The sequence below is a fragment of the Bacillus cereus group sp. BcHK124 genome, assembly GCF_027712065.1.
Taxonomy (GTDB): Bacteria; Bacillota; Bacilli; order Bacillales; family Bacillaceae_G; genus Bacillus_A; species Bacillus_A pacificus.
The window spans coordinates 60,454-81,836 of the sequence record NZ_JAQFPJ010000021.1 but is presented as its reverse complement, the minus strand read 5'-3'; the positions used below and the strand labels follow the sequence as shown (position 1 = coordinate 81,836).

Genomic DNA, 21,383 nt, shown 5'->3' with positions numbered 1-21,383 from the left:
ATTTTCTTCGGAAAACAAGGTGAGCTTAGGGAACGGACTATACAACATCAATTGCAAAGAGCCAGTGCTTTAAACATAATCATCAATGCTATTAGTATTTGGAATACCTTACATCTAACTAAAGCAGTTGAATATCAAAAACAGTCTGGTAGTTTTAATGAAGAATTATTACACCATATGTCGCCTCTAGGTTGGGGTACGGCAACGATTTCTTCTTTTTGGAGCCACTTACAAAACTAAAATAAGAATCTGTACCAAAAAGATTTTTTTGGTACAGATTCTTATGTTGAAATATTAGTTTTTATTATTAATATAAAATGAACATACAAAAATCAATATAAAAGCACCTAAAGACATTTGAGGGATAGTTAAAAATCCCATATATACGGTCTGAATCGATGAGCAATCATTACTTGTAAAACTACAAAAAGTACTTTTTATAGCGAAATACTGTATGATACATTGATACAAAGCAATTATCATACCACAGAACGATAAAACACGAATATAATACTTGATATTATCATCCTTTTTTATCATTGCAATAATAATTAAAAATATTAATGGATACATGAATATTCTTTGATACCAACATAGGTTACAAGGAGTAAAACCCAAAATTTCACTGAAATAAAGACTTCCACAAGTAGCAATAAGAGAAATAAACAAACATAATCTAAGTATTTGAATAACCTCCCTTATATTTTTTTGTTGATATGAGTAGTTATTGTTTTGACTGTACGTAAAAATTTATTTCTAGCCTCTGTTGATTGAAGTTCATCAAATAACGTAAATGCGCCTTCCCAATCATCTATAGAACAATATAACTCTATTAACAATGCCTTAATGTGATCTTTTGATGAATCAATAAAACTATATTTGTTATTTTCGAGTTCACTCAATTTTAGCGCATCTAACAATTTTCCCGTTTTTAATCGAATATCATAAAATAAAATAAGTGACCTATAGTAATTCACATCAGAACAAAGCGGCTGTAGTTCTTCTAATAAATCAAGATATTCATTTAACTTTCGGATTTGTCTCTTTTGAAATAAAATATTACATAATAATAATATTGCTTCAGCTTGATATCTCTTATATGTACTTTGCTTATATAAATCAATTGCTTTTATTAAATTTGTTTCAATTATATGCATGTCTTCATTCGCATAGTGTAATTCTTTAGCATAAAAATATAACCATTTTGGATTAGTGGGTTCATCTTCCATCATTTGTCTTGTTAGTTTTATATTTCTATCATTTTTTTCGGACAGATTAATCACTTCAGGATCATACCCATCATGGCGAATCATGATATCCACTGTAATATTTTGTGGAATACTACCATCAGCATTTATAGGCTCTTCATGAACTTTTCCTTTGAATTGAATCCCTTTTTTTACAGAAAACATTTTTCTATTGTCAGTATATACATGGCCAATATGTTCTTTTATCATCGGACTAATTATACAATCTATAGAAAGAAATTGAATCAATTTGGCTACTCTTTTAAATTTATTCGTACTATCGACGCAATAGTTATCAGCATCTATATAATAAATCCACTCTGAACTTGTTAAACTTATAAGTTTATTTCTGTGAAAGGAAAAATCATCAATCCAAGGCTCATATACAACTTTAACCATTGGAAAATATCGGTTAATGATCTTTGTAGTATTATCTGTTGAATGAGAATCCAATACAAGAATTTCATCAAATTGATTTCCAAGGCTATCTAAACATCTTTTAATACATCTCTCTTCATTATAAGTAAGTATTCCACAAGTAATTGAAGGATACGGTGCCTTTTCATATTGAAAAACTAGTTCATTTAAATTTTGACTGTTGCTTAAACCTACCCAATTAATATAGTTATATTGTTCATTTCCTTGTATTAAACTTAAATCTTTTAATAAAGAAGAATGTGGGTGCGAATGTTCTAATCTAGTTACTAAGTCGTTTAATGTTTCCACTATATAACCCCTTTTAAATTATTTCATATATTTTTGTACAAATGTATTCAGTTCCTCTGTGGAATGGAAGCCCTCCAAGCGATCTAGCTCTTTTCCATCTTTGTAGTATAATAAGGTAGGTGATTTATTAAGTTTATTCTGTTCAAAAAAATCTCCATCCAAATTACTTGGTTCTTCAGCATTCAAAGCAAAAATCTCTGCCTTTTCCTGTTTGATTACTTTATTCATTGATGGCTTCATTTCTTGACATACACCACAAGAAGTTTTATAAACATACATAAAATAAGAGTTTTGAGAACTTATTTTTTGTTTATATTCTTTTAAACTTACATTTTTATAGTCTGGTTTTTCTAAAGTATTTGAATTGATAACGATAAATACAACGGCAGCTGTTAAAACAAGTGTAACTAAAGTGAAAATCCATTTTTTCATCCTTCATCCTCCTTAAAATACTAATTCCTATTAATTTTTATGCATCATTACTGGACATACAATAATGTCTCACTAACAGTCCCCCCTTTATAATTCCAACTTTTAAGGGGAGACTGTAAATAAAAACTTACAGTTATCATATTAAATGAAAATGTGATTTTATTAATGATCACATTTTTACTGGATACTTTATTCAACCACCATAGCACCTTTAAGATTGCTTACTTCTGTTATTTTATTATTATCTAATTTGAATTTCCTATCATACGATATAACATTTTCGGGATTGTGTGTTATGAAGATAAGCATGCAATTTATACTCATTAAATTAGACTGAATTTGCTTAAAGTTATCTATATCTACATTACTTAAAGATTCATCTAAAATAAGTATATTGGGTCTATGTAAAATGGCCCTAGCCATTGCTAACCTTTGTTTCTGGCCTGTAGATAGGTTAGCAGCATTCTCATTCAAATGAAAATCCAATTGATTTGGTAATGAATAAATAAACTCATGAACATTAGCCACTTTACAAGCTTGCATAATTTCTACATCACTAAAATCTTCTCCCATACATAAATTTTCTCTGATTGAATCTTTAAATAAAAATGGGTGTTCATTTAAATAGACAATGTTTTTTCTAATAGTATCTTCACTGATATTATTGATATCTACTCCATTAAGAAAAATTGTATTATTTTCTACTTTGTAAAGTTTAGTTAATGTTTTTGCGAATGTGCTTTTCCCTGTACCACTTTCGCCAATAATCAATATTTTTTCATTTTCATTTAATATAAGGTTCGCTCCCTCAATAATATTTCGGAAAGTGTCAAAACTAAAATTCAGATTTTGTATTTCAATATGTTTGATTTTTGATTCCTGTTCTTGTTGTTTTTCAGGATGAACAGGATATTGTAAAATATCCAAAAAACGATTTCCTGCTACAAAAGCTTTTTGCAATTGTGATTGTAATCCAATAAGTCCTTCTAAGGAACCCATTAAAAACATTAATAAGGAATTAATGAAAAGTAATTCTCCTAAAGTCATAGCATCAGACATAATTTGTTGTGCACCAACCCACAATATTAATACGGTAGAAGAACTTTGGATCATTTTTTTTAGTGCCCCATTGTTATTGGCTGCATACTGCTCTTTTAGAATTGCTTTTAATTGACTTTTAAATACGGTATTAAAGCTATTTAAAAAGTATAGTTTTTTATTTAGTGCATATATTGTAGGCATATTTTTTATAAATTGAACTAGAAATGAATTTGTATTTGCCTTTGTTTCCATTACAGTTCTATTTCGTTTACTTAAAAGGTCATAAAAAAGTACTGTTAAACATATTAGCAATAATAGTGGAATTAGAGTAGTAAGAAATAATGTAGTGTTCACTCGATATAGTACAGAACCAATTCCAATTATAATTATTAAATCTAATATTCCTGATATGACACTTGTGCTCACAATATTTCTAATATAAGATGCATCATTAAAACGAGAGATAATGTCCCCTGATTCTCTATTTTCAAAAAATCGGATGGGTAACTTAACAATATGGTTAAAGTAGTCTTTAGATATATTGTTATCGATATTATTTGCCATTTTAACAATAAATAAGGACCGGAAGTAATCAAAACATATCGATATTATAAATACCCCTAACATAGATAGCCCCCAAACAAATAGGTAATATTCTAAATGTCTAGGAAGTATCTCATCAACAAGGAATTGAATACAAAAAGAACTTGCAACTGAAAGAAATACAAATAATATAGACAAAATAAATACAATACCTAGCTGGAGAATATTTTTCTTCACAAGTTTTTTGACAAAATCTATTTTGGTATTAATTATCTGTGCAGGTTTATGAAATTCCGAACATGGTTCAATCATTAATAAAACCCCTGAAAAAGATTTTGAAAAGTGATCCATTTTAATTGCTGTAATTTGTTTATTTTTTGGGTCACTTATTATAAGCTTCCCTCGTTTCTTCTTGTAAATAACAATATAGTGCCCCTCATTATTTTCATTTACCAAAGCTATACAAGGTGTGCTTATGTTATCAAACACTATATCTAATCTGTTCTTATCTACCTCAACAGGTTTATAAGTTAAAAACTCAAAATTTCTAAGTACAGACAAAAGATCTTTTAAGTTATACCCCTTTTTAACTACTGTGAAATCTGTTAAATAATTGATACCATAGTTATATCCATAAAATTTCAAGATTGAAGATATACAAGCCAATCCACAATCATATTCGCCGTGTTGTTTTGTATGTATATATTTCATATATTTCATATATTTATCGCTTCCTTAGATTGTTGATTTCGTGAAAATAAAGAAAAAATCTCGTTATACAACGAAATTTTTTCTTTATTTTCTGAAGATTATTAACAGTATTTTCTTGCTAATTCACAATTATTTTGAGTTGAACCGCATCCACCATAACCACCAAGCCATTCACTACCTCCTGAATAACACAGTGCTTTAAAGTATGCACATTGAGCAGTTCCGATACCGCTACCGCGACCAGCGCCGCCACCATCATGTTGATGCATATAATTTACTCCATCATGTCCACCTTCAAAAGTCTCTAATTCTTCCAAGTTTAATTCTTTGATTAAGTCTTTCATAATTATTCCTCCATATAAATTGATTTATTGTTGTTACATTTCGAATTATATAACTATAATGAATATTCTTTCAATTGCTTTCTGTAAAAAATATACATAATATGCAAAATTGCATATTATGTATATTCGATTTAAAATTCTATGAATTTTCTGATATAATAATTGATATTAGATAATAAAGGAGTCCTACAATGCAAAATATATTAGACCAAGCCAAGACAATATTATCTTCAGATGAAAAAGTTCTAGATTTTTTACATGGATCTTTAGACGTTTTTGAATTTAGGCATCCTGTACGCCCTGGAGTATTAATTGCTACAAATAAAAGATTATTCTTTTACGGCCCTGATTTAGTTGGTGATGCATGGGTTAATGAATATTTTTATGAAAATATATCAAAGCTGAAGGAGAAAAAGAATTTATTTGGTGTACCTAGTATACTTTTTTGGAATAAAAACGAAAGAGTAGGCATCAAAAATATTCAAAGCAAAAATCTTAATGAATTTGTACAGATAATTAGAGAGAAAATAACCAATGAATAAATAGACTCTACAATTTAATCTTGTCAATAAAAATCCAATTTCTCAAAAATGTAGAAATTGGATTTTTTAATTCCTCTAAATTTTTATGTATCATAACTTTCAAGTTTTGACCCCTAATTTAAGATTCAGTAAAATAAGGGTGTTGACTAGTATCATAACTTATAGTCATAAGTGAAATGAAAAAGAGGTGCATTTTCGTGAAGTATGGTTATGCAAGAGTATCTACTTTGAATCAAGATTTAGAAAACCAAATAGCAACATTAGAGAAAGAAAATTGTGATTTTATTTATTCTGAAAAATATACTGGAACAAAAACAGATCGGCCAGAATTTCAAAAGTTATTGGCCAACTTAAAAGAGGGAGATACTTTAATTGTTACGAAATTGGATCGTTTTGCACGATCGACAGTAGACGGGATTCATACAATTAAGAATCTATTTGAAAAAGGAGTAAAGGTGCATATTTTAAATATGGGCTTAGTTGAAAATACTCCAACTGGAAGACTTATTTTTAACATTATGAGTGCATTTGCAGAATTTGAACGTGATATGATTGTCGAAAGAACGCAAGAGGGAAAAGCACTTGCTAAATTACGGGCGGACTTTAGGGAAGGGCGACCTAAAAAATATCAAAAAAAACAAATCGAACACGCCTTATCTCTTCTCAATCATCATTCTTATAAAGAAGTAGAAGAAAAGACTGGTATTTCGAAAAGTACACTTACAAGAGCTAAGCGACAATTGAAAAAAGAGCAAGATACTTAAATTAAATTATATTTTTAACAGGAAAACATTACGGACTAGAGCAGCTATCCTGTCAGTATGCTGATAAGATGTCATCTAGTTAATAAAGGAGATATGTTATGGTTAGTATGCAAGAAACAGCTTATCCCCGATTAAAGAGTTGTCCAAGTTTTACAGAATTAGAAAAACTTTTTTCACCCAGCTCAAGTGAAATTTCATGGGCAAAACAGAAAGCACGTAACTCGTTTTCGCAATTAGGTCTATTAACAATGCTAAAAACATTCCAATGTCTAAATTATTTTCTTCCAATCAGAGATACTCCACCAGTTATTATTGAACATATTGCGAGAAAAGCAAAGCTTAATCTACCAGAGCGAGAAGAATGGAGTTCTTATCATCGTTCTGGTACAGGAATCCGTCAAATCGCTATGATTCGTGAATATCGTCGAGCTAAAATGTTTAATGACCAAGCTCGTCAAGTCATGTTTAATATTATGAAAACATCTGTATTGGAAAAGGACGAAAAAAGCGATATCATTAATATTGCAATTGATGAGCTAGTCAAACACAGCTATGAGCTTCCTGCTTTTAGTACACTTACAAAAGCTGTAGACCATGTACATGCTGAAGCATATCGTACTTTATATCAATCCATTTCAGATGCATTAACAATTGAAGAAAAACAAAAGATAGATCAATTGTTTCAGAGTAGGGAAGGTTCTACTTATTCTGATTGGAATGTAGTGAAACAAGATCCTGGACGTCCCACTTTATATCAATTAAGACGCTGGATACATCGAAAAAACTGGCTCAACGAACGGTATGTAGGTTCTGATTTTTTTCAACGTCTCCACATTCCGCCTGCAAAAATTGAAAGATTAGCAGCTGAGGCTAAAACATTAGATGCATCTCGAATGAAAGAATTGGAGGCGCATAAAAGATATACATTAGCTGTCTCACTATTATCTGTCCAATTTGCAAGTACTATTGATGATATTGGAGAAATGTATATAAAGAGGATTGCTAGTTCGCATAAAAAGTCTGAAGGTTCCCTTCAAGAATTGAAAAAAAAGAAAGAAAAACAAACTGATAACTTAATTGCGATTCTACATAATACGGTACTTGCATTTCAGTCCGAAGGATCGATAGAGGAAAAGGTGCAAGAATTAGAAAATATAATTGGCGGAACCTCTGGTCAACGTGTATTAGATGATTGTGAAAATCATTTAGCTTATGCTGGAAACAATTACTTTTCATTTATATGGAAGCATTTAAAAAGCAGTAGAGCAGAGTTAATGAAAATATTAGAAACGTTAGAATTTAAATCAACAAACCAAAATAAAGGGTTAGAACAATCCATTTTATTTTTAGTGAAAAATAAAATGAAGAAATCTGAATGGATTCCTATTATGGACTTAACTAATCAAAAAAATAATGAAGCTGATTCACATACAACGTCTGTGGTTGACCTTTCCTGGATACCTGAAAAATGGTGGCGATGGATTCGTCCACATCAGAGAAGGAACGCTCCTCCTGAAAAGATTCATCGGCGCCATTTTGAAGCCTGTGTTTTTTCTCAGATTTGGTTGGAATTAAAGTCTGGAGACTTATATATAGAAGGAAGCGATAAATATGCAGATTATCGAAAACAATTAATTTCTTGGGATGAATATCAAGAAAATGTCGCTACTTTTTGCAATCAAGCAGGACTTCCTACGACTGCTCAAGAGTTTAAAATGCAAGTTTACAACAAACTAGAAAAAAGGGCTAGAAGTGTAGACGTTTCTTTCCCAAAAAACAAAGCTGTCACACTACGTAATGGTGAGCCAGTTATCACAAAACCTAAAAAGAAAAGAGTATCTCCTTTGTTAAAAGCCGTACGAAAACGTATTGATGAAAAATTGGTTCCCATTAATGTATTAGATTTATTAGGAGACACAGAATATTGGTTAAACTGGACTCGTTTTTTCGGCCCGATTTCTGGTCATGATGCAAAGTTAGAAAAGCCACCTGAACGCTATTTGACAACTGCTTTTTGTTATGGATGTAATTTAGGTCCCACCCAAACAGCACGCTCTCTAGGAAGTGTAGATCGAAAACATATATCTTGGATAAATGAAAGACATATTACAGAAGAAAACATTCAAAAAGCCATTGAGTGGATTATTAATGCCTATAATCGATTTAAATTACCTAAATATTGGGGAAATGGAACTAGTGCTTCGGCTGATGGCACAATGTGGGATTTATATGAAAAAAATTTATTATCAGAAAATCATATTCGATATGGAGGATATGGTGGAATTGGTTATTACCATGTCTCCGACACTTATATCGCTTTATTTAGCCACTTCATTCCTTGTGGTGTCTGGGAAGGTGTTTATATTTTGGATCTTCTCATGAAAAATAAATCTGATATTCAACCTGATACTCTCCATGCTGATACCCAAGGACAAAATGCACCTGTTTTTGGGTTAGCTTATTTACTGGGGATTCAACTTATGCCACGTATTCGTAATTGGAAAGATTTAAAGTTCTTGCGACCAAGTAAAGAGTCTACCTATCAACATATTGATGGATTGTTCTCACACTCAATTGATTGGAATTTGATTGGAAATCATTATAAAGATATGTTACGTGTAGTAATGTCGATTAAAATGGGACGAATTCATCCTTCCACGATTTTAAATAAGTTAAATACATATAGTAAAAAGAACAAGTTATATCAAGCTTTTCGAGAGTTAGGTAGTGCCATTCGCACTTTATTTTTGTTAAAGTATCTATCAGATGAAAAATTGAGAAGTACAATTCAAGCAGCCACAAATAAAAGTGAATCTTTTAATGGGTTTTCAAAATGGCTATTCTTTGGTGGTGAAGGAATCATTGCAGAAAATAATCGAGAGCGTCAAAGAAAAATCATTAAATACAATCATCTAATCGCTAATTGCTTAATTTTTTACAATGTATTTCACCTTACACGGATTCTTCATGAATATATACAAGAGGGAAATAAAATTGATGCGGAAGTATTGTCTGATCTGAGTCCGTATTTAACATTTCATGTAAACCGCTTTGGGAAATACCGACTAGATTCTAATCGGCGCCCTCCAAATATTGAATTTGATATACCTGTATCACCGATTCCAATTGAAGGAACTGGTTAATCTAAGCAAGAGCGGGGACAATTTATATAACTTCCCCTCTTGCTTTACGTTTGCGAGTGGCTCCAAAAAGAAGGAATCGTTGCCGTACCCCTAGGTTGGGAACATATTAATCTACTAGGAGAATATCATTTTAATTCGGAGAAAGTGGTCTCGTTAGATTCTTTAAGACCATTAAAACTTTCTTAACGTTGTAAAAATGGGGGAATCGTCAGGAAAATAGGCTTAGCGTTGTAAATCCGCATTTTCCTGACGGGACCCCTATAAGTTCTTTTTTAATAGTAATAATGCAATAAGGAGAAAATTAACTTTCTTCTTATTGCATTATTGCTGGCTAAGTAGTTTAGAGTTTCTTGTCCTAAGTACAAAAAGTTTAGACTTTCATGTCCCGTTATTAAGACAAGAAAGTACCTACAAAGTTTATGATAAGGACTATTTTCCAACGATTGTTCATGAGATTTTAGTTTAGAGATTCATGTCTTTGTACATTACAGAAGCAAATCCATGTGATCTTATGGGTACGTGTAGGTTTAAATGTAGGTTACTTTTCTACTCTGTAACAAGTTTAAATATATAGTATATAAAAAATAAACAAGATAGATATGCTAGTCTATAGCTACTAGTGATTGGGTGTGTAGTAGGTATATATAAAGAACCCGACATTTGTGCCAGGCTCTTTTGGGTTATATTTGAGATTAGAGTTTGTTAAATTTAGTCTTTATTTCTTCTTTTTCTTTTCGCTCATCTTTTGGTGTACGCGTGAAGCATACGGAAATATTCCTTGTACCAATAAGCTTATGAGCATCGGGTAAAAGTTTTTCCGTTTTCGCTTTATTTTCTAAACTCCGTTTTTTTCCATTTAAATCATTATTAAGGAAACTGCGAAAATATATTTTGTCTTGTTCATTATCTTTACTGGTAGGATATGAATATGAACAAGCCAATCTATCCTTAAGCAGAATATTAGCTTTTGTTGGAATAGCGTTATGTAGAGCCTTGAAAAAATATAGTGGTTTAAAAGGACCGTTTTTATTATAATCAATTTCCAGGAACTCACAAAGTTTTTTGTATAAAATCTTATTCAGATCTGCTAATGGTAAGTGAAACGATTTGTAATTTTCTTCATTTTTGTATATTAACGGTAATTCCAAAAATTCGTTAGTGCCTCTTTTAAATAAGCCCAATGTGTATACTTTATTTGCTGTATCATCATAACTTTTTTTATCATCTATATCCCTTCCAGCGGCGTATTAGTGTTGATGGGGCATTTTCTTTTACAGGTTCATTATGACATATTTTAGTTATTGATATCATTAGAATAAAGAGATTATTTTTTAATGAATTAACAAATAAAAACCCTCCATTATCAGGAGGGTTTTGCTTTCTAAATAATTTACTTTTAAATTGTAGTCCTAATATTTTATTGTAACGGTCCTAATAACCCCATAATTTCTTTGGCTTTTTGGTTTTCAATGCTATAGTAAATTTCTAATCCTTGACGATTACCTCTTATAACCTTCCCTTTCATTTTAGATAAATGTTGGGAAACTGTTGATTGTGGAATGTTTAAAATTTCGGTCATTTGGGTTACATTTAGTGTTTTATGTTTAGAAAGCTCACTGATCAGTTTTAAGCGCATTGGGTGTGCCATAACCTTTAAAAGCTCTACATCCTCTTCTAAAATCGTATTTTCTACGTGTTGATTCGCAAAACTTGTCATAGTATCTTCTCCCCTTATTTGTTCTCTTCTCTTCTAATGTCATATAACTTCTGTAATACCTAATATCATTATATTTGAATGTTCTTTGTGAATTATAATAACTAAATTATACAATATCAATTTGTGTTAGTAGTGTAGTTAATGTGTGGTTTGTATGAAGTTTTAATTTGTAATGGTCTGAATGTAGCCTATTTATTAGACGGGACAAAATAATAAAGTATTATTAGGTAATAATATTTAAGTCATTAAGTATACAGGTAAGATTAGATTAGACTTGAATTAATACTTTACATAAACCATAACTAATTAAGTTGCCAAGCTCCTTTGCTTATTGCAAACTTTATGTTGTTTTCCGTTTATTACTAATTTTAGAATTACGTAGATATTATAAATTTCCGAATCTATATTTAACTATTTTAATGTTTATATATTAAAAAGTTTAAGGATATGTGTTATTATTTATATTGCAGGAATCATAGCTACCCTGCTTTTTTTAGTTACTAAGGAGGAGTGCAATGATGAGAGTTTTAATCGAGTTTTTGTTATTTATGTGTTGCCTTGCTTCTATTTTTCAGCTTGCATTGGTAATTAGACGTTATATGGCCATAAAAAAAGATTGGTTATTATGTAAAACAAAAGTCTTTAGTCAATCATGTGTGACTGGTTGTTATATTCTAGCTTTTTTTGTATTGAGATTCTATTAAGAACCTTTTATATAAGAATGGATACTAATGAATTTTAATTACCTTAGAACAAAAAAAGAACTTAGAAACCATAATACATAAAGGTTATAAGTTCTTTTTTGCTATTGAAACATTAAGTTACTGGCAGGTTTATTATCCATTTTACGAGAGTTTACAATTTCCGTATTACTCCCTCATTAATTCCAGTCATATAATCTCCATACATATTCCTTGCGAAAAGCTCGTTTTGTACTCCTAATTCCCATTTTTCGTTTGTAGCAGCTGCAAGATAAATAAACATATCTTTAACATGTAATTCAGTCTTCTTTTTATCATAATTGTCATAATTACTAAAGGAACTTATATACCTACAATACATCTCAAACAAGTGAGTTTCATCAAAATAAGTATCTCCTATGACACTGTAAACATGATCATTTCCAAAAAGGAACTCTGTCATTTTCGATATTAGGTCAAATTGATGCTCCTTTAGTACAAACCATTCTGCACCAAGGTGCTTAGTTTTTTCTGGTTCTGATTTATCATAACGAACTGCAGATGCAAGTTTAGAAATGTAGCTTCCTGTTATCACCACTAGCATATCTGCTAATTGTAATCCAACAAATTCTTTAGAATCCTTCTCTTCCATTATATTGCCAAACCCAATATTCTCAAATGGCTTAGAAGGTATTCCCTGATCAAGAATTAGTGTAGATTGCTCAGGTTCCCATATACCGTGTAACTTATTCTCACTTAACCATAAATCAACATCAGAGCTTACCTTTTCCCAGTCAAATGATACTTTTTCAAATACCACATCATTAGCTAATTTCTTCCCATTCCCAATGTCCTTTATCATTTTTTTGTAATATGCTATTTGGTTCCTCATTCTAGCAATATTCTTATGTTTTGCCACAAATTCTTTCAAATCTTTTTGAATAGAGTATAGTATTTCATTGATTGTTTTTTCTGGATCAAAAAGATTTCTAATAACCTCTTCAGATGCTTCTAATTCACAATATTTTGTGAGACTGTATTTAAACAAAATAGCAGAGTCGATAAATCTTTTTGCTTCCAGTTGGAGAATCCACTGTGTAAGTCTAGCATCAATAACCATCGACATTTTATTTACTGAAAATAGTAAGTTAGAGACATTTGCATCTAGTAGCATGTTAAATAAATTTAAATAAAAACTACTATTTACTTCTTTCATACTTGCAACGCCGAAATTGAAATTGCCTTTTAGAATATCAATTCCTTTTAGCTCTTTCTCAACTTTATTTTTTTGTCCGCTTCTATAGTTTTCAACCAGTTCCAGGTATTTTTTGTTAACATTTTCTAGGGAATCTTCTGGAATATAAAGTACATCGGCTACATAAGAACGCATTAAATCATCACCTAGATTTATTCTTCTATCGTCACGGTATGTATTTGGAATTCTGATTGTTTCTTGTGGTCCTTTTTCATCAATAAACACTTGTCCCATTGTTAATCATCCTCTCTTCTACTTAAGTCATTTAATTTTTACTACATTGTAAATGGATAAATAGTACACTCTAAAATTGCATTTAACGTTTTTTCTTAATGTTAGTATCTACAAATATATTATATATACGATATATGTGTTTTGTATGGAGTTACTGTAAATTTTTTGGGAAGTTTTCACAAAAGTAATCTATATAAAGAAAGCCTTAACTCTAATTTTTATGAATATGCTTATAGTTCAAAAAAGATAAAAGCCCTCCTGTGAATGGGAGAGCTTTTATCTTTCATATAAGTGAATCCGATTTTATGATTTTAAAAATGAATGTCGTCTGTTATACCCCTATAACGCTGACTTCATTATTATACTAATGTATATAACGGAAATCAATATTATAGTAATAGGTAGATTCCCCTGCTGCTCATCTTTTTAATAATAACATCATAAAAATTATATTTAAACATATATAGTTTTACGGTTTTAATTATTATATACTTATACAAGTGATTTAGCTCTTTATAAGAGTTGAAATTACGTTATATATAAGGAGTGGTTTGAATGAAAAACAAATTTGTGCGTATGATCATGTTAACGCTGGTAATGATAGTATCAATTTCAGCACTTGCAGCATGTGGAAATAATCGTAACCCTGAAGAAGTTGCTACAGCGTATTTCGAAGATGCAAAAGAAGGAAATGTTAAAGATTTTGGCGAGTTATTCACTCCTGAAGCGAAGAAAATCGTTGCTTTTGTGGGCGGAAATGCAGACCTAATGAAATCAGTTAGCAAGGATCTTAAAAGCTATAAAATTCGAAAAGTCGAAGAGAAAAATGAAATTGCTACAGTAACTGTTGATGCTGTATATAAAGATAATCCTAAAAAGGTAATCGTAATTGAACTAGAGAAAACGGATGATGGTTGGAAAATTAGTAAATCATAAAAAAACGGTCTAGAATTCTAGGCCGTTTTTTTTACTTCCTCAATCTTCTTCAAAATCACGTAGACTAGCAAGTAATTCTGTGAATGTTGAGCAAACAGGATATATTGCTTCTTCTATGTTATCCTCCTCATGCTCCCAAAATACTACTGTTGGTGATTCAGGACTGTTACGGTAATCAAAACATAGATGATTCCCAAATGAATCCTTGCCAAAAGGATATACTTTATTTGCTAATCTATCTTTTATATCATTATAAACTTGAATGATTGAATTTCTACTTTCTAAATCAAAAGTTAAAAGCTTACTAAATACATTCTCATCCTGTCCAGGTACATCAAATATTTTTGGTCTTGGATAACCACTATCATATTTTTTTACACATTCCACAAAATCCATAGGGAATTTTATGTTAAAATATTGTTCTACTTTCTGGATGTTTTCATCTGTAATTTCTTTTTTATTTACTCCAATCCAAGTAACGTTGCTCATATATAATCCTCCTTACTTATCGCTGTCTTTTCCCCAAATTTTATATCCACCAGTGTGGCCTGTTTTCCTATGTGTTTCATAATCAACAAGTTGCATTCGTCCTGCTTCTTGATGATGATGCCATGTATAATTTTCTGGTACCTCACCTAGTTTAAATAACTCTATTTCTTCTTCTGTGAATTTTGCAGCTAATTTAGGGTCTTTCATTATTTGTTCGTATAATGCTTTACTACATATTCTATCATGTGTTGGTCTAGACTTTTTAAAATCAGCTTCTTTTAATTTAACTTCAGAAACGGGTTTAAAGATAGGAAAACCATCTAAATCATACGGAATGCCTGTAACTGGATGTTTATCCCCCGCTAGCTCACCCAATCTTAATCTTATTGTTTTCGGACCATTTGGACCCTCATAAGTATATGGAGCTGCTTTCTGTAAGTACTGTTTAATACTACCGACTCCCGCATATGAAAGGTGGTTTCCAACCTTGAATTCATAGTTGTTTAATATATGTAGTGCATTTCTATATGCCGGAGAATTAATTACAAGTGATTTTCCTTTAGTAAAACCTGTAATAGCAGCTACCTTTCCAACTTGTCCTGCTTTACTAAGACCTTTATCACCCAGAAGCCCGAGTCCTAACGTTGCTATACCATAAGCTACATAATGCTCTCTACTTTCCAGATCCCCATTCCAAAATTTATTCATAAATGTATCTGATACAGTATTCCATGCAGCAGGAATAGTCTCCCTATAGTTTACAATCGCATCTCGCATATTAAGCCAGGTTTCTTTATCACCTAAGGATATCAGTCCTTCCCACGCATCCACTGCACCATCTACAAACCCATTAGAAATACCAGTCCACGCAGCATTTAAATCTTTTTTATTGAAAAAAGACTCTTCTGATTTTGGAGGGAGTTTTCCGCACATGGCTCCTTCTTGAATATCAGAGTCAACTAAATTTCCGCCATACAATTCATCCGCTTCTCGGAATTTAACAGCTGCACGTTCTAATTCTACTGCGATTTTATCTAATTCTTGCAAGATGTTAAACATCATTGGCTTTGCTTCATTAAACATCTGATAGAAACGATCACTGCTTGCTCCGCTCCACTGAGAAGCTATATATTCAGTTTGAGAGTATAAATCTTTATGTATATATTCTAATGACGACCTCGTATTTCTTACGGTTTTAGCAGCTTGTTCTAATTGTTCCGGTGTTACCTTAATTTGTGTGCTCATTCCATCCCTTCTTTGCATATATATTATGAAAATTATAACATATCATTATTTCATTAATGGTTATCATTTGAAAATATCCGTTCCTAAAAAAGATAAAAGTTACAACGATAGTTGCAACTTTTATCTGAAATATTAATCTTCCTTGATTTCTTCCCAACACTCATCACATACTTTATCCGTAGGGGAATTCAATGTTTTTCCACATTTCATACATTTCCCTACATGATTAGGATGCTCGCAATATAGGCAAGTACCTATTTCAAATCCGTTATCTTCTGATAAGTTGATGCTATATTTATTACATTGTTCACAAGGAAAGGATGCTATGTCATCTTCTTCTATTTCAGGCATATAATTCTTCATAAAATAGGAAATTTCAGTTTCAATTATTTCGAGGTCGTCAATATCAAGCTCTGCCTCATTGTCTGGCATATATGTTCCTTGATCATCATCAAAGTATGAACTCCCGTTTGTAAACGTGATTTTAAAGGTAGTTTGCGGAGTGTTGTTATAAAATAATATAAAGTTCACTGTACTTTCACCACATTCAGAACTATCAAGTGCTACTTCTGTTGCCATGTGTAATGTACAATCAAAGTAATTATGGGTGATTTCGAACGCTTTTTCATTATTTAATAAATTTTGTTCTTCAAATTCTAACTCGATGTCACTACGATAATATAACATTTCTTGTAAATTACCAAACGCTTCAGAGACTATCGCTTTAAACTTTTCTAGGATTTCATCTTCATCTAGAATTTCTACTGCTGCTTCTTCACGTATTCTTCTACGATAATGAAGTTCTGCTTCATTATCGCCCATCATTTGCATAACTTCTTGTTCTTCTAGTTTTTCAAGATATTTTTCCATTTCCGAATCTAAATGATTATTGAATTTTTTTTCGGCTTCTGTAATTATTCCTAATAACTCTTCCATGATTTTTTTGTATTTTTTAAACAGCTTTATATCTATTAATTTGTTATGGGCTACGTGATTTCTATCCTCACAAAAGCCTTTCCACTTGCCTATAAATCTATCTAAATCACAAGAAAACCATGGCTCAAAGAATTCTTTACCAAAGTCCTTATCTACTTCCAATGTATCCTCTAAAATACCTGTTAATTTTTTTTTATGCATATCTAATTTTTGTCCATTTAATAAATCAGTCATAATATATTGGAATTTTCGAATGTCCGGATTGTCTGTATTTGGAGAAGCGAATAAGTTAACTTCTTTTACTTTATGTGTTTTAAAGGTCAAAATACTTATTAAATCTCCGGTATCTATAGACATTAAACTTGTATGTATATTTTTAAAACTATGTGAACGCCCTTTAAATTGTTCATCTCTTTCTTTATATCCTTGAACGAGCTTGGTAGGCATATATGTTTCCCACCAATTTCCACCTAAATTATAGAATAGAATTGTATTAATTAATCTTCTTAATGCGTTCTCTACTTTATGAACCTCGCCGTATAATATATCTGAAAACCTTTCAGCTTGTATATCTTGTAGCCACAGACATTCTTCCCATTCAACTAGCATTAAATCTTTTAACTTGGTTTTTAAATTATGTAGATTCGGATCTAGATGCGTCCAATAATCTCCAGATATTTCTACTTTTAATTGTGAAATTGTATTTGACCTGATATAGGTAAATGAGATAATAAATTCATTTATATTATCTATCACAATTGCGCATTTTCTAGTTTTAGTATTGGCCGAAAAAAAATTAAAATCATTTGTCCTCAAATCTTTTTTGATGTTCTCCAGAAGTTTTTTCGTATAACTTTCGAAATCAAAATCTGATTCTGAATTCTTTAGATTAATCATTACGAACTGTACTAATTCGCTCATCATGTAGCCCCCCATTAAATTTAAAAATAACATGCACTTAATGAAAGAATATAGAAACCTCTCATTCCTCTATTAGTTCTATTTTCTTCATTTATTGACCAAAAAATAAAAATATGGTATGTTTACTGTAGATTAGATATATATTGAATGCATATCCAATATATATTAAGTATAGTACTTAACTGAATTGCATAAACTAAAAAAGACGAGATGCGTCAACATCCCGTCCCATAACTGCTACTGTCAAGGTGGCTGTTATTATGCATTATCTTTTTCTTTTAGACCCACGCTTGTACTTTGGTCGGTGAAGCGCGGGTTTTTTGTTGTCTTTTTTTTCGAATTGCTTTTTCAGTGCGTATGCTGAAACCTCACGCACAACTGCTCTTGCAATTTCTTTTAAAAGTTCAAACAAAAATTCCATGTTATATCACCCCCTTTCCTTCCAAATGGAAAGAAGGGATAATAACAAGCCCACCTTCACACGATATACAGTTATACTCCTATTTTATCATATTCCTATTCATTTAAATAGAGAATCCACAATGATACATTCATTTTTGAATAATCTAGTTTACTATAATTAAAATATGTTTACTCGAAGGTTTTCACACTTAACCATAAATTTTATTAGAAATAGTAATTTTTTTGAATTTTATAATATTTATTTATCAAGTTTTAAAGATTTTAAACACCTGTGGTATATGTTACCATTTTATTAACCTATTAGTTACATTATTCTAATAAGTTAATAAAATAATAAGGGGGATTATTTATGTCAAAGTCAAAAATTAAAAAGATAGTTGGGGCGCTAAGTTTAACATCTTCATTACTTATTTCTGCAATGCCGGCAAGTGCTGGTTCAGGATTAATATGGGTTAGAGACAAATACCCTAATGCATATGAATTTGATTATAATGGCGCCAAGGGGACAGTTAAAATTTTTTACAGAGATAAAAAAGGAAATACTAAAACAAAGATAGAAAAATGCCATATGGATAACAACACATGTTATGTACCAGATAAATGATAAAAAAAGCACTCAATTCGAGTGCTTTTTTTACCTTGAATAAAATCGTCTTAAATTTCTCATCACCAATTCCAAAATTCTCTATATATAGTATATATGTTACTTTTTTTGTATTTTAAGAGAATTTTTTTGGAGCACACTCAAAAAAGGGGCTCTCAAATTCGTTTATAAAGAGCGTTGGTTATATCAGCAATACAATAAGATTCGATAGTTGTAAAGTTTCTTAAAAACAAAAATAGACCCCTTATAACGTTTTTCGTTTTTTAGGGATCTATTCTTTCTGGGATTCTATTCTTCTATTTCTTCTTTTACTTCTGCAGATAAAATGTCTTCAGCAAACTTCTTGTAGCCATTATACCCCTTCTTTGCAGCCTTTTTCTTTATTGCTTCTACTACTTTTTCATCAAGATAGAGACTTAAATGCTGCTTTTTTTCTTTCGATTCCTCTTTTGAACGGTTTTCAATTTTTTCTTTGAAAACTTCCAAATCCTTTTTTAAGTACAATCGTTCAGTAGATTTCCCTTTAGCAATCTCTTTAAAGGGCAATATCCCGTCTTTAGCGGCATTATGAACGTAAGTCTTAGACTTATTTAGAAATTCAGCTGCTTCTTTTAATGTTAAAGAGTCTTTGTATAATTCCTCTAACTTTTTTACATCTTCTTGTTCAAAGCGATATCCGCCATCTGCTTTCCAGGTAGCCAGATTGATAGGTTCGATCTGTTTATACTTAATTAAATAGCCTAATTGATTTTTTGTTAAACCTACCCTATCGCATACCTCTTCTAAAGATAAATAGTCCATTTCTCACCTCGTCCGAAACTTTCATTCTAGCTGTTGTTTAAATTTTCTTAGTTGATACTTTGTTAAACCTGTTTCTTTTACTACATCTGTAATTGAGTACTCCTTATACTGCAGATACTTAAATGGATTCTCCATATAACGTTCTCGTACCTTATTAAATGTACTCTTTTTCGATAAAGAATTCAATTGCTCTCCTTTCTCTCGGATGGAATCGAAAATGGACAACCTTTACAATGTTTGTAGTTTCTCTGTTTTGCCTGTTCTTGCTCATCTGTACAATTCACTGATAGGTTGTTCAGAGGGCAAATTGAACAATGGGTATCTTCTAAATTATGGATTTCTTGTAAAATTTTCAGACGAAGACTAGTCAAAAAAATCTCCTCCTACCGCATTTGGATTGAAGTGTACAAAAAAATCAATTAAATATTTCCATTATACATTATCTAAACAGAAACGTTAAATAATAAGGTAAAAAATATATTTAAACATTTCATTCTATACCACAATAAATTATGTATTTATTGTGGTATAATTAGAATCATAAAATTTTATAAAAATATATGTGTATCTTTTCATTCTATTAAAAGGTGTGTGTAAATTTGAATATTATAAATTACGAACATAATAATCAACTTGTAAAATCTAAATCGGATTTTTTTGATAGCAGCCATTTCGAAAAAATTATGGGTTTGGGTATCCGTAATATTGACTACTCCCAATTAAGTGAAGAATCATTAGTTTATTTATTTTTACATGATGAGCCTTCTTTAACGAAAAAAAGAAGTGAGCGAACAAAACAACAGTATCTGCACGATCTTTCTCATTTTCTTCGTTACATAAAAGAAACCATTGGAACCATCCAGGAGCTATCCCATAATGATATGGAAATCTACTTCTATGAATTAAGTAAGAAATATGCTGCCACTACATTACGTCGAAAGAAAACAGTGGTTCAGCAATTTTTAAAATACGTGTATGATAATAATGGACTCTCAGACAACTTTAGTAGTCGCCTTAAAAAAGTATCCATAAAAAAAGAAGAGCTAGTCAATCGTGACCTTTATCCAGAAGAAGTTACCCAGATATTAGATGAACTAAAAAAATCCAACTATTTTGTTTACACTATATTTTTCTTATTAACTACAACAGGACTACGAATTGAAGAAATCGCAACTGCTAAATGGGCAGATTTGGTCTTTCATTCATCTTTAAATGCCTATCTACTTCGTGTAGTTGGTAAAGGGAATAAAAGTAGGGAAGTTCGTATCTTTGAAGACACGTTGGATGATTTATACCATGTTCGAAGTTTACGTAAACAAACAATAGAACTAGATGCATCGAATACCTCCGCTTTCCTTCCTAAAGCTGATGGAACTAATTATCGAGCGGACTATCTATCTTCTCTTGTGGCAAAAAAAATTGAAGAAACAAATTTAGATTTTCTGCGTTATCGACAGGATAGAATTACTCCTCACACTTGTAGGCATTTCATGGCTAATTACTTAATGGAAAAGGGTATAGAACTAAAAAAAATAAGGGACTATTTAGGGCATGAGTCTATTATGACGACAGAACGTTATTTAAGAGAACGTACAAGACGTCAAAACTTGGCCACAATAGATATCGGAAAGTCATTATTTTAGTAAGTA

Annotated in this window: 18 protein-coding genes and 3 pseudogenes; 7 read left to right on the top strand and 14 right to left on the bottom strand. The window is 31.0% G+C overall.

All coding sequences use genetic code 11. From position 1 onward, the window contains the following. A pseudogene (locus PDK19_RS22690) lies at positions 1-195 on the top strand (Tn3 family transposase); the annotation flags it as partial. A 99-nt stretch (positions 196-294) separates the two neighbouring features. Here the strand turns inward: PDK19_RS22690 and PDK19_RS22685 are convergent. The 5 genes from PDK19_RS22685 to sunA all read right to left on the bottom strand — a co-directional run bounded on the left by PDK19_RS22685 (position 295) and on the right by sunA (position 5,044). Beyond that, positions 295-669, bottom strand: coding sequence for a disulfide bond formation protein B (locus PDK19_RS22685; RefSeq protein ID WP_225991074.1), 375 nt, complete (start codon positions 667-669; stop codon positions 295-297). 29 nt (positions 670-698) lie between these two features. Continuing rightward, positions 699-1,973 carry a SunS family peptide S-glycosyltransferase gene (locus tag PDK19_RS22680; RefSeq protein ID WP_048533119.1) on the bottom strand — a complete coding sequence of 425 codons (1,275 nt, stop codon included), beginning with the start codon at positions 1,971-1,973 and terminating at the stop codon, positions 699-701. A gap of 18 nt (positions 1,974-1,991) precedes the next feature. Continuing rightward, the gene (locus PDK19_RS22675; RefSeq protein WP_046648572.1) at positions 1,992-2,405 is read right to left on the bottom strand and encodes a thioredoxin family protein; all 414 of its coding nucleotides are present in this window, start codon (positions 2,403-2,405) and stop codon (positions 1,992-1,994) included. Between the two features lie 189 nt (positions 2,406-2,594). Then, on the bottom strand, positions 2,595-4,709 hold the full coding sequence (locus PDK19_RS22670; RefSeq protein ID WP_052760947.1) for a peptidase domain-containing ABC transporter: 2,115 nt from the start codon (positions 4,707-4,709) through the stop codon (positions 2,595-2,597). Positions 4,710-4,801: 92 nt separating this feature from the next. Beyond that, positions 4,802-5,044 carry a sublancin family glycopeptide gene (gene sunA, locus PDK19_RS22665; protein WP_046648574.1) on the bottom strand — a complete coding sequence of 81 codons (243 nt, stop codon included), beginning with the start codon at positions 5,042-5,044 and terminating at the stop codon, positions 4,802-4,804. A gap of 191 nt (positions 5,045-5,235) precedes the next feature. Between sunA and PDK19_RS22660 the strand changes: the two genes are divergently transcribed. The 3 genes from PDK19_RS22660 (at position 5,236) to PDK19_RS22650 (ending at position 9,493) form a co-directional block, all read left to right on the top strand. Then, positions 5,236-5,586: a PH domain-containing protein gene (locus tag PDK19_RS22660; RefSeq protein WP_046648576.1), complete on the top strand. Its 351-nt coding sequence runs from the start codon at positions 5,236-5,238 to the stop codon at positions 5,584-5,586. Positions 5,587-5,783: 197 nt separating this feature from the next. Then, the gene (locus PDK19_RS22655; RefSeq protein ID WP_046648578.1) at positions 5,784-6,350 is read left to right on the top strand and encodes a recombinase family protein; all 567 of its coding nucleotides are present in this window, start codon (positions 5,784-5,786) and stop codon (positions 6,348-6,350) included. 98 nt (positions 6,351-6,448) lie between these two features. Further along, positions 6,449-9,493 (top strand): Tn3 family transposase, encoded by a 3,045-nt coding sequence (locus tag PDK19_RS22650; RefSeq protein ID WP_046648580.1) that lies wholly within the window; start codon positions 6,449-6,451, stop codon positions 9,491-9,493. A 692-nt stretch (positions 9,494-10,185) separates the two neighbouring features. Here the strand turns inward: PDK19_RS22650 and PDK19_RS22645 are convergent. The 3 genes and pseudogenes from PDK19_RS22645 to PDK19_RS22635 all read right to left on the bottom strand — a co-directional run. Further along, a pseudogene (locus PDK19_RS22645) lies at positions 10,186-10,728 on the bottom strand (DUF6037 family protein); the annotation flags it as partial. 182 nt (positions 10,729-10,910) lie between these two features. Then, the gene (locus tag PDK19_RS22640; RefSeq protein WP_000200275.1) at positions 10,911-11,210 is read right to left on the bottom strand and encodes an ArsR/SmtB family transcription factor; all 300 of its coding nucleotides are present in this window, start codon (positions 11,208-11,210) and stop codon (positions 10,911-10,913) included. Between the two features lie 855 nt (positions 11,211-12,065). After that, positions 12,066-13,379, bottom strand: coding sequence for a hypothetical protein (locus tag PDK19_RS22635; RefSeq protein ID WP_000531859.1), 1,314 nt, complete (start codon positions 13,377-13,379; stop codon positions 12,066-12,068). 555 nt (positions 13,380-13,934) lie between these two features. On the opposite strand from PDK19_RS22635, the gene PDK19_RS22630 reads away from it, so the two are divergent. Further along, entirely contained in the window at positions 13,935-14,315 is a 381-nt protein-coding gene (locus PDK19_RS22630) for a DUF4878 domain-containing protein (RefSeq protein WP_000790845.1), read from the top strand. 39 nt (positions 14,316-14,354) lie between these two features. Here PDK19_RS22630 and PDK19_RS22625 read toward each other — a convergent pair whose 3' ends face one another. From PDK19_RS22625 to PDK19_RS22610, 4 genes are all read right to left on the bottom strand, one after another. Next, on the bottom strand, positions 14,355-14,804 hold the full coding sequence (locus PDK19_RS22625; RefSeq protein WP_000073371.1) for an SMI1/KNR4 family protein: 450 nt from the start codon (positions 14,802-14,804) through the stop codon (positions 14,355-14,357). A 12-nt stretch (positions 14,805-14,816) separates the two neighbouring features. Continuing rightward, positions 14,817-16,049, bottom strand: coding sequence for a WXG100 family type VII secretion target (locus tag PDK19_RS22620; RefSeq protein WP_000107157.1), 1,233 nt, complete (start codon positions 16,047-16,049; stop codon positions 14,817-14,819). A 132-nt stretch (positions 16,050-16,181) separates the two neighbouring features. Continuing rightward, a complete protein-coding gene (locus PDK19_RS22615) occupies positions 16,182-17,909 on the bottom strand; it encodes a hypothetical protein (RefSeq protein WP_002163384.1) in 1,728 nt (575 codons plus the stop codon). Positions 17,910-18,171: 262 nt separating this feature from the next. Beyond that, on the bottom strand, positions 18,172-18,327 hold the full coding sequence (locus PDK19_RS22610; RefSeq protein WP_000394773.1) for a hypothetical protein: 156 nt from the start codon (positions 18,325-18,327) through the stop codon (positions 18,172-18,174). Between the two features lie 351 nt (positions 18,328-18,678). Here PDK19_RS22610 and PDK19_RS22605 point away from each other — a divergent pair, with 351 nt between their 5' ends. Continuing rightward, on the top strand, positions 18,679-18,933 hold the full coding sequence (locus PDK19_RS22605; RefSeq protein ID WP_000045596.1) for a hypothetical protein: 255 nt from the start codon (positions 18,679-18,681) through the stop codon (positions 18,931-18,933). Between the two features lie 288 nt (positions 18,934-19,221). On the opposite strand, the gene PDK19_RS22600 is transcribed toward PDK19_RS22605, so the two are convergent. Together PDK19_RS22600 and PDK19_RS22595 are read right to left on the bottom strand one after the other, a co-directional pair. Further along, positions 19,222-19,734 (bottom strand): helix-turn-helix domain-containing protein, encoded by a 513-nt coding sequence (locus PDK19_RS22600; RefSeq protein ID WP_000386116.1) that lies wholly within the window; start codon positions 19,732-19,734, stop codon positions 19,222-19,224. Between the two features lie 21 nt (positions 19,735-19,755). Continuing rightward, positions 19,756-20,105, bottom strand: a pseudogene (locus tag PDK19_RS22595) (transposase). A gap of 228 nt (positions 20,106-20,333) precedes the next feature. On the opposite strand from PDK19_RS22595, the gene PDK19_RS22590 reads away from it, so the two are divergent. Continuing rightward, positions 20,334-21,377 (top strand): tyrosine-type recombinase/integrase, encoded by a 1,044-nt coding sequence (locus PDK19_RS22590; RefSeq protein ID WP_001021542.1) that lies wholly within the window; start codon positions 20,334-20,336, stop codon positions 21,375-21,377. Positions 21,378-21,383 lie beyond the last annotated feature (6 nt).

What these genes read in the sequence shown, in the direction of transcription:
- PDK19_RS22635 (WP_000531859.1), bottom strand. Translation starts at nt 13,379, where the DNA reads ATGGGACAAGTGTTTATTGATGAAAAAGGACCACAAGAAACAATCAGA.
- PDK19_RS22675 (WP_046648572.1), bottom strand. Translation starts at nt 2,405, where the DNA reads ATGAAAAAATGGATTTTCACTTTAGTTACACTTGTTTTAACAGCTGCC.
- PDK19_RS22660 (WP_046648576.1), top strand. Translation starts at nt 5,236, where the DNA reads ATGCAAAATATATTAGACCAAGCCAAGACAATATTATCTTCAGATGAA.
- PDK19_RS22600 (WP_000386116.1), bottom strand. Translation starts at nt 19,734, where the DNA reads ATGGACTATTTATCTTTAGAAGAGGTATGCGATAGGGTAGGTTTAACA.
- PDK19_RS22605 (WP_000045596.1), top strand. Translation starts at nt 18,679, where the DNA reads ATGTCAAAGTCAAAAATTAAAAAGATAGTTGGGGCGCTAAGTTTAACA.
- sunA (WP_046648574.1), bottom strand. Translation starts at nt 5,044, where the DNA reads ATGAAAGACTTAATCAAAGAATTAAACTTGGAAGAATTAGAGACTTTT.
- PDK19_RS22615 (WP_002163384.1), bottom strand. Translation starts at nt 17,909, where the DNA reads ATGATGAGCGAATTAGTACAGTTCGTAATGATTAATCTAAAGAATTCA.
- PDK19_RS22640 (WP_000200275.1), bottom strand. Translation starts at nt 11,210, where the DNA reads ATGACAAGTTTTGCGAATCAACACGTAGAAAATACGATTTTAGAAGAG.
- PDK19_RS22625 (WP_000073371.1), bottom strand. Translation starts at nt 14,804, where the DNA reads ATGAGCAACGTTACTTGGATTGGAGTAAATAAAAAAGAAATTACAGAT.
- PDK19_RS22670 (WP_052760947.1), bottom strand. Translation starts at nt 4,709, where the DNA reads ATGAAATATATGAAATATATACATACAAAACAACACGGCGAATATGAT.
- PDK19_RS22630 (WP_000790845.1), top strand. Translation starts at nt 13,935, where the DNA reads ATGAAAAACAAATTTGTGCGTATGATCATGTTAACGCTGGTAATGATA.
- PDK19_RS22620 (WP_000107157.1), bottom strand. Translation starts at nt 16,049, where the DNA reads ATGAGCACACAAATTAAGGTAACACCGGAACAATTAGAACAAGCTGCT.
- PDK19_RS22650 (WP_046648580.1), top strand. Translation starts at nt 6,449, where the DNA reads ATGGTTAGTATGCAAGAAACAGCTTATCCCCGATTAAAGAGTTGTCCA.
- PDK19_RS22610 (WP_000394773.1), bottom strand. Translation starts at nt 18,327, where the DNA reads ATGGAATTTTTGTTTGAACTTTTAAAAGAAATTGCAAGAGCAGTTGTG.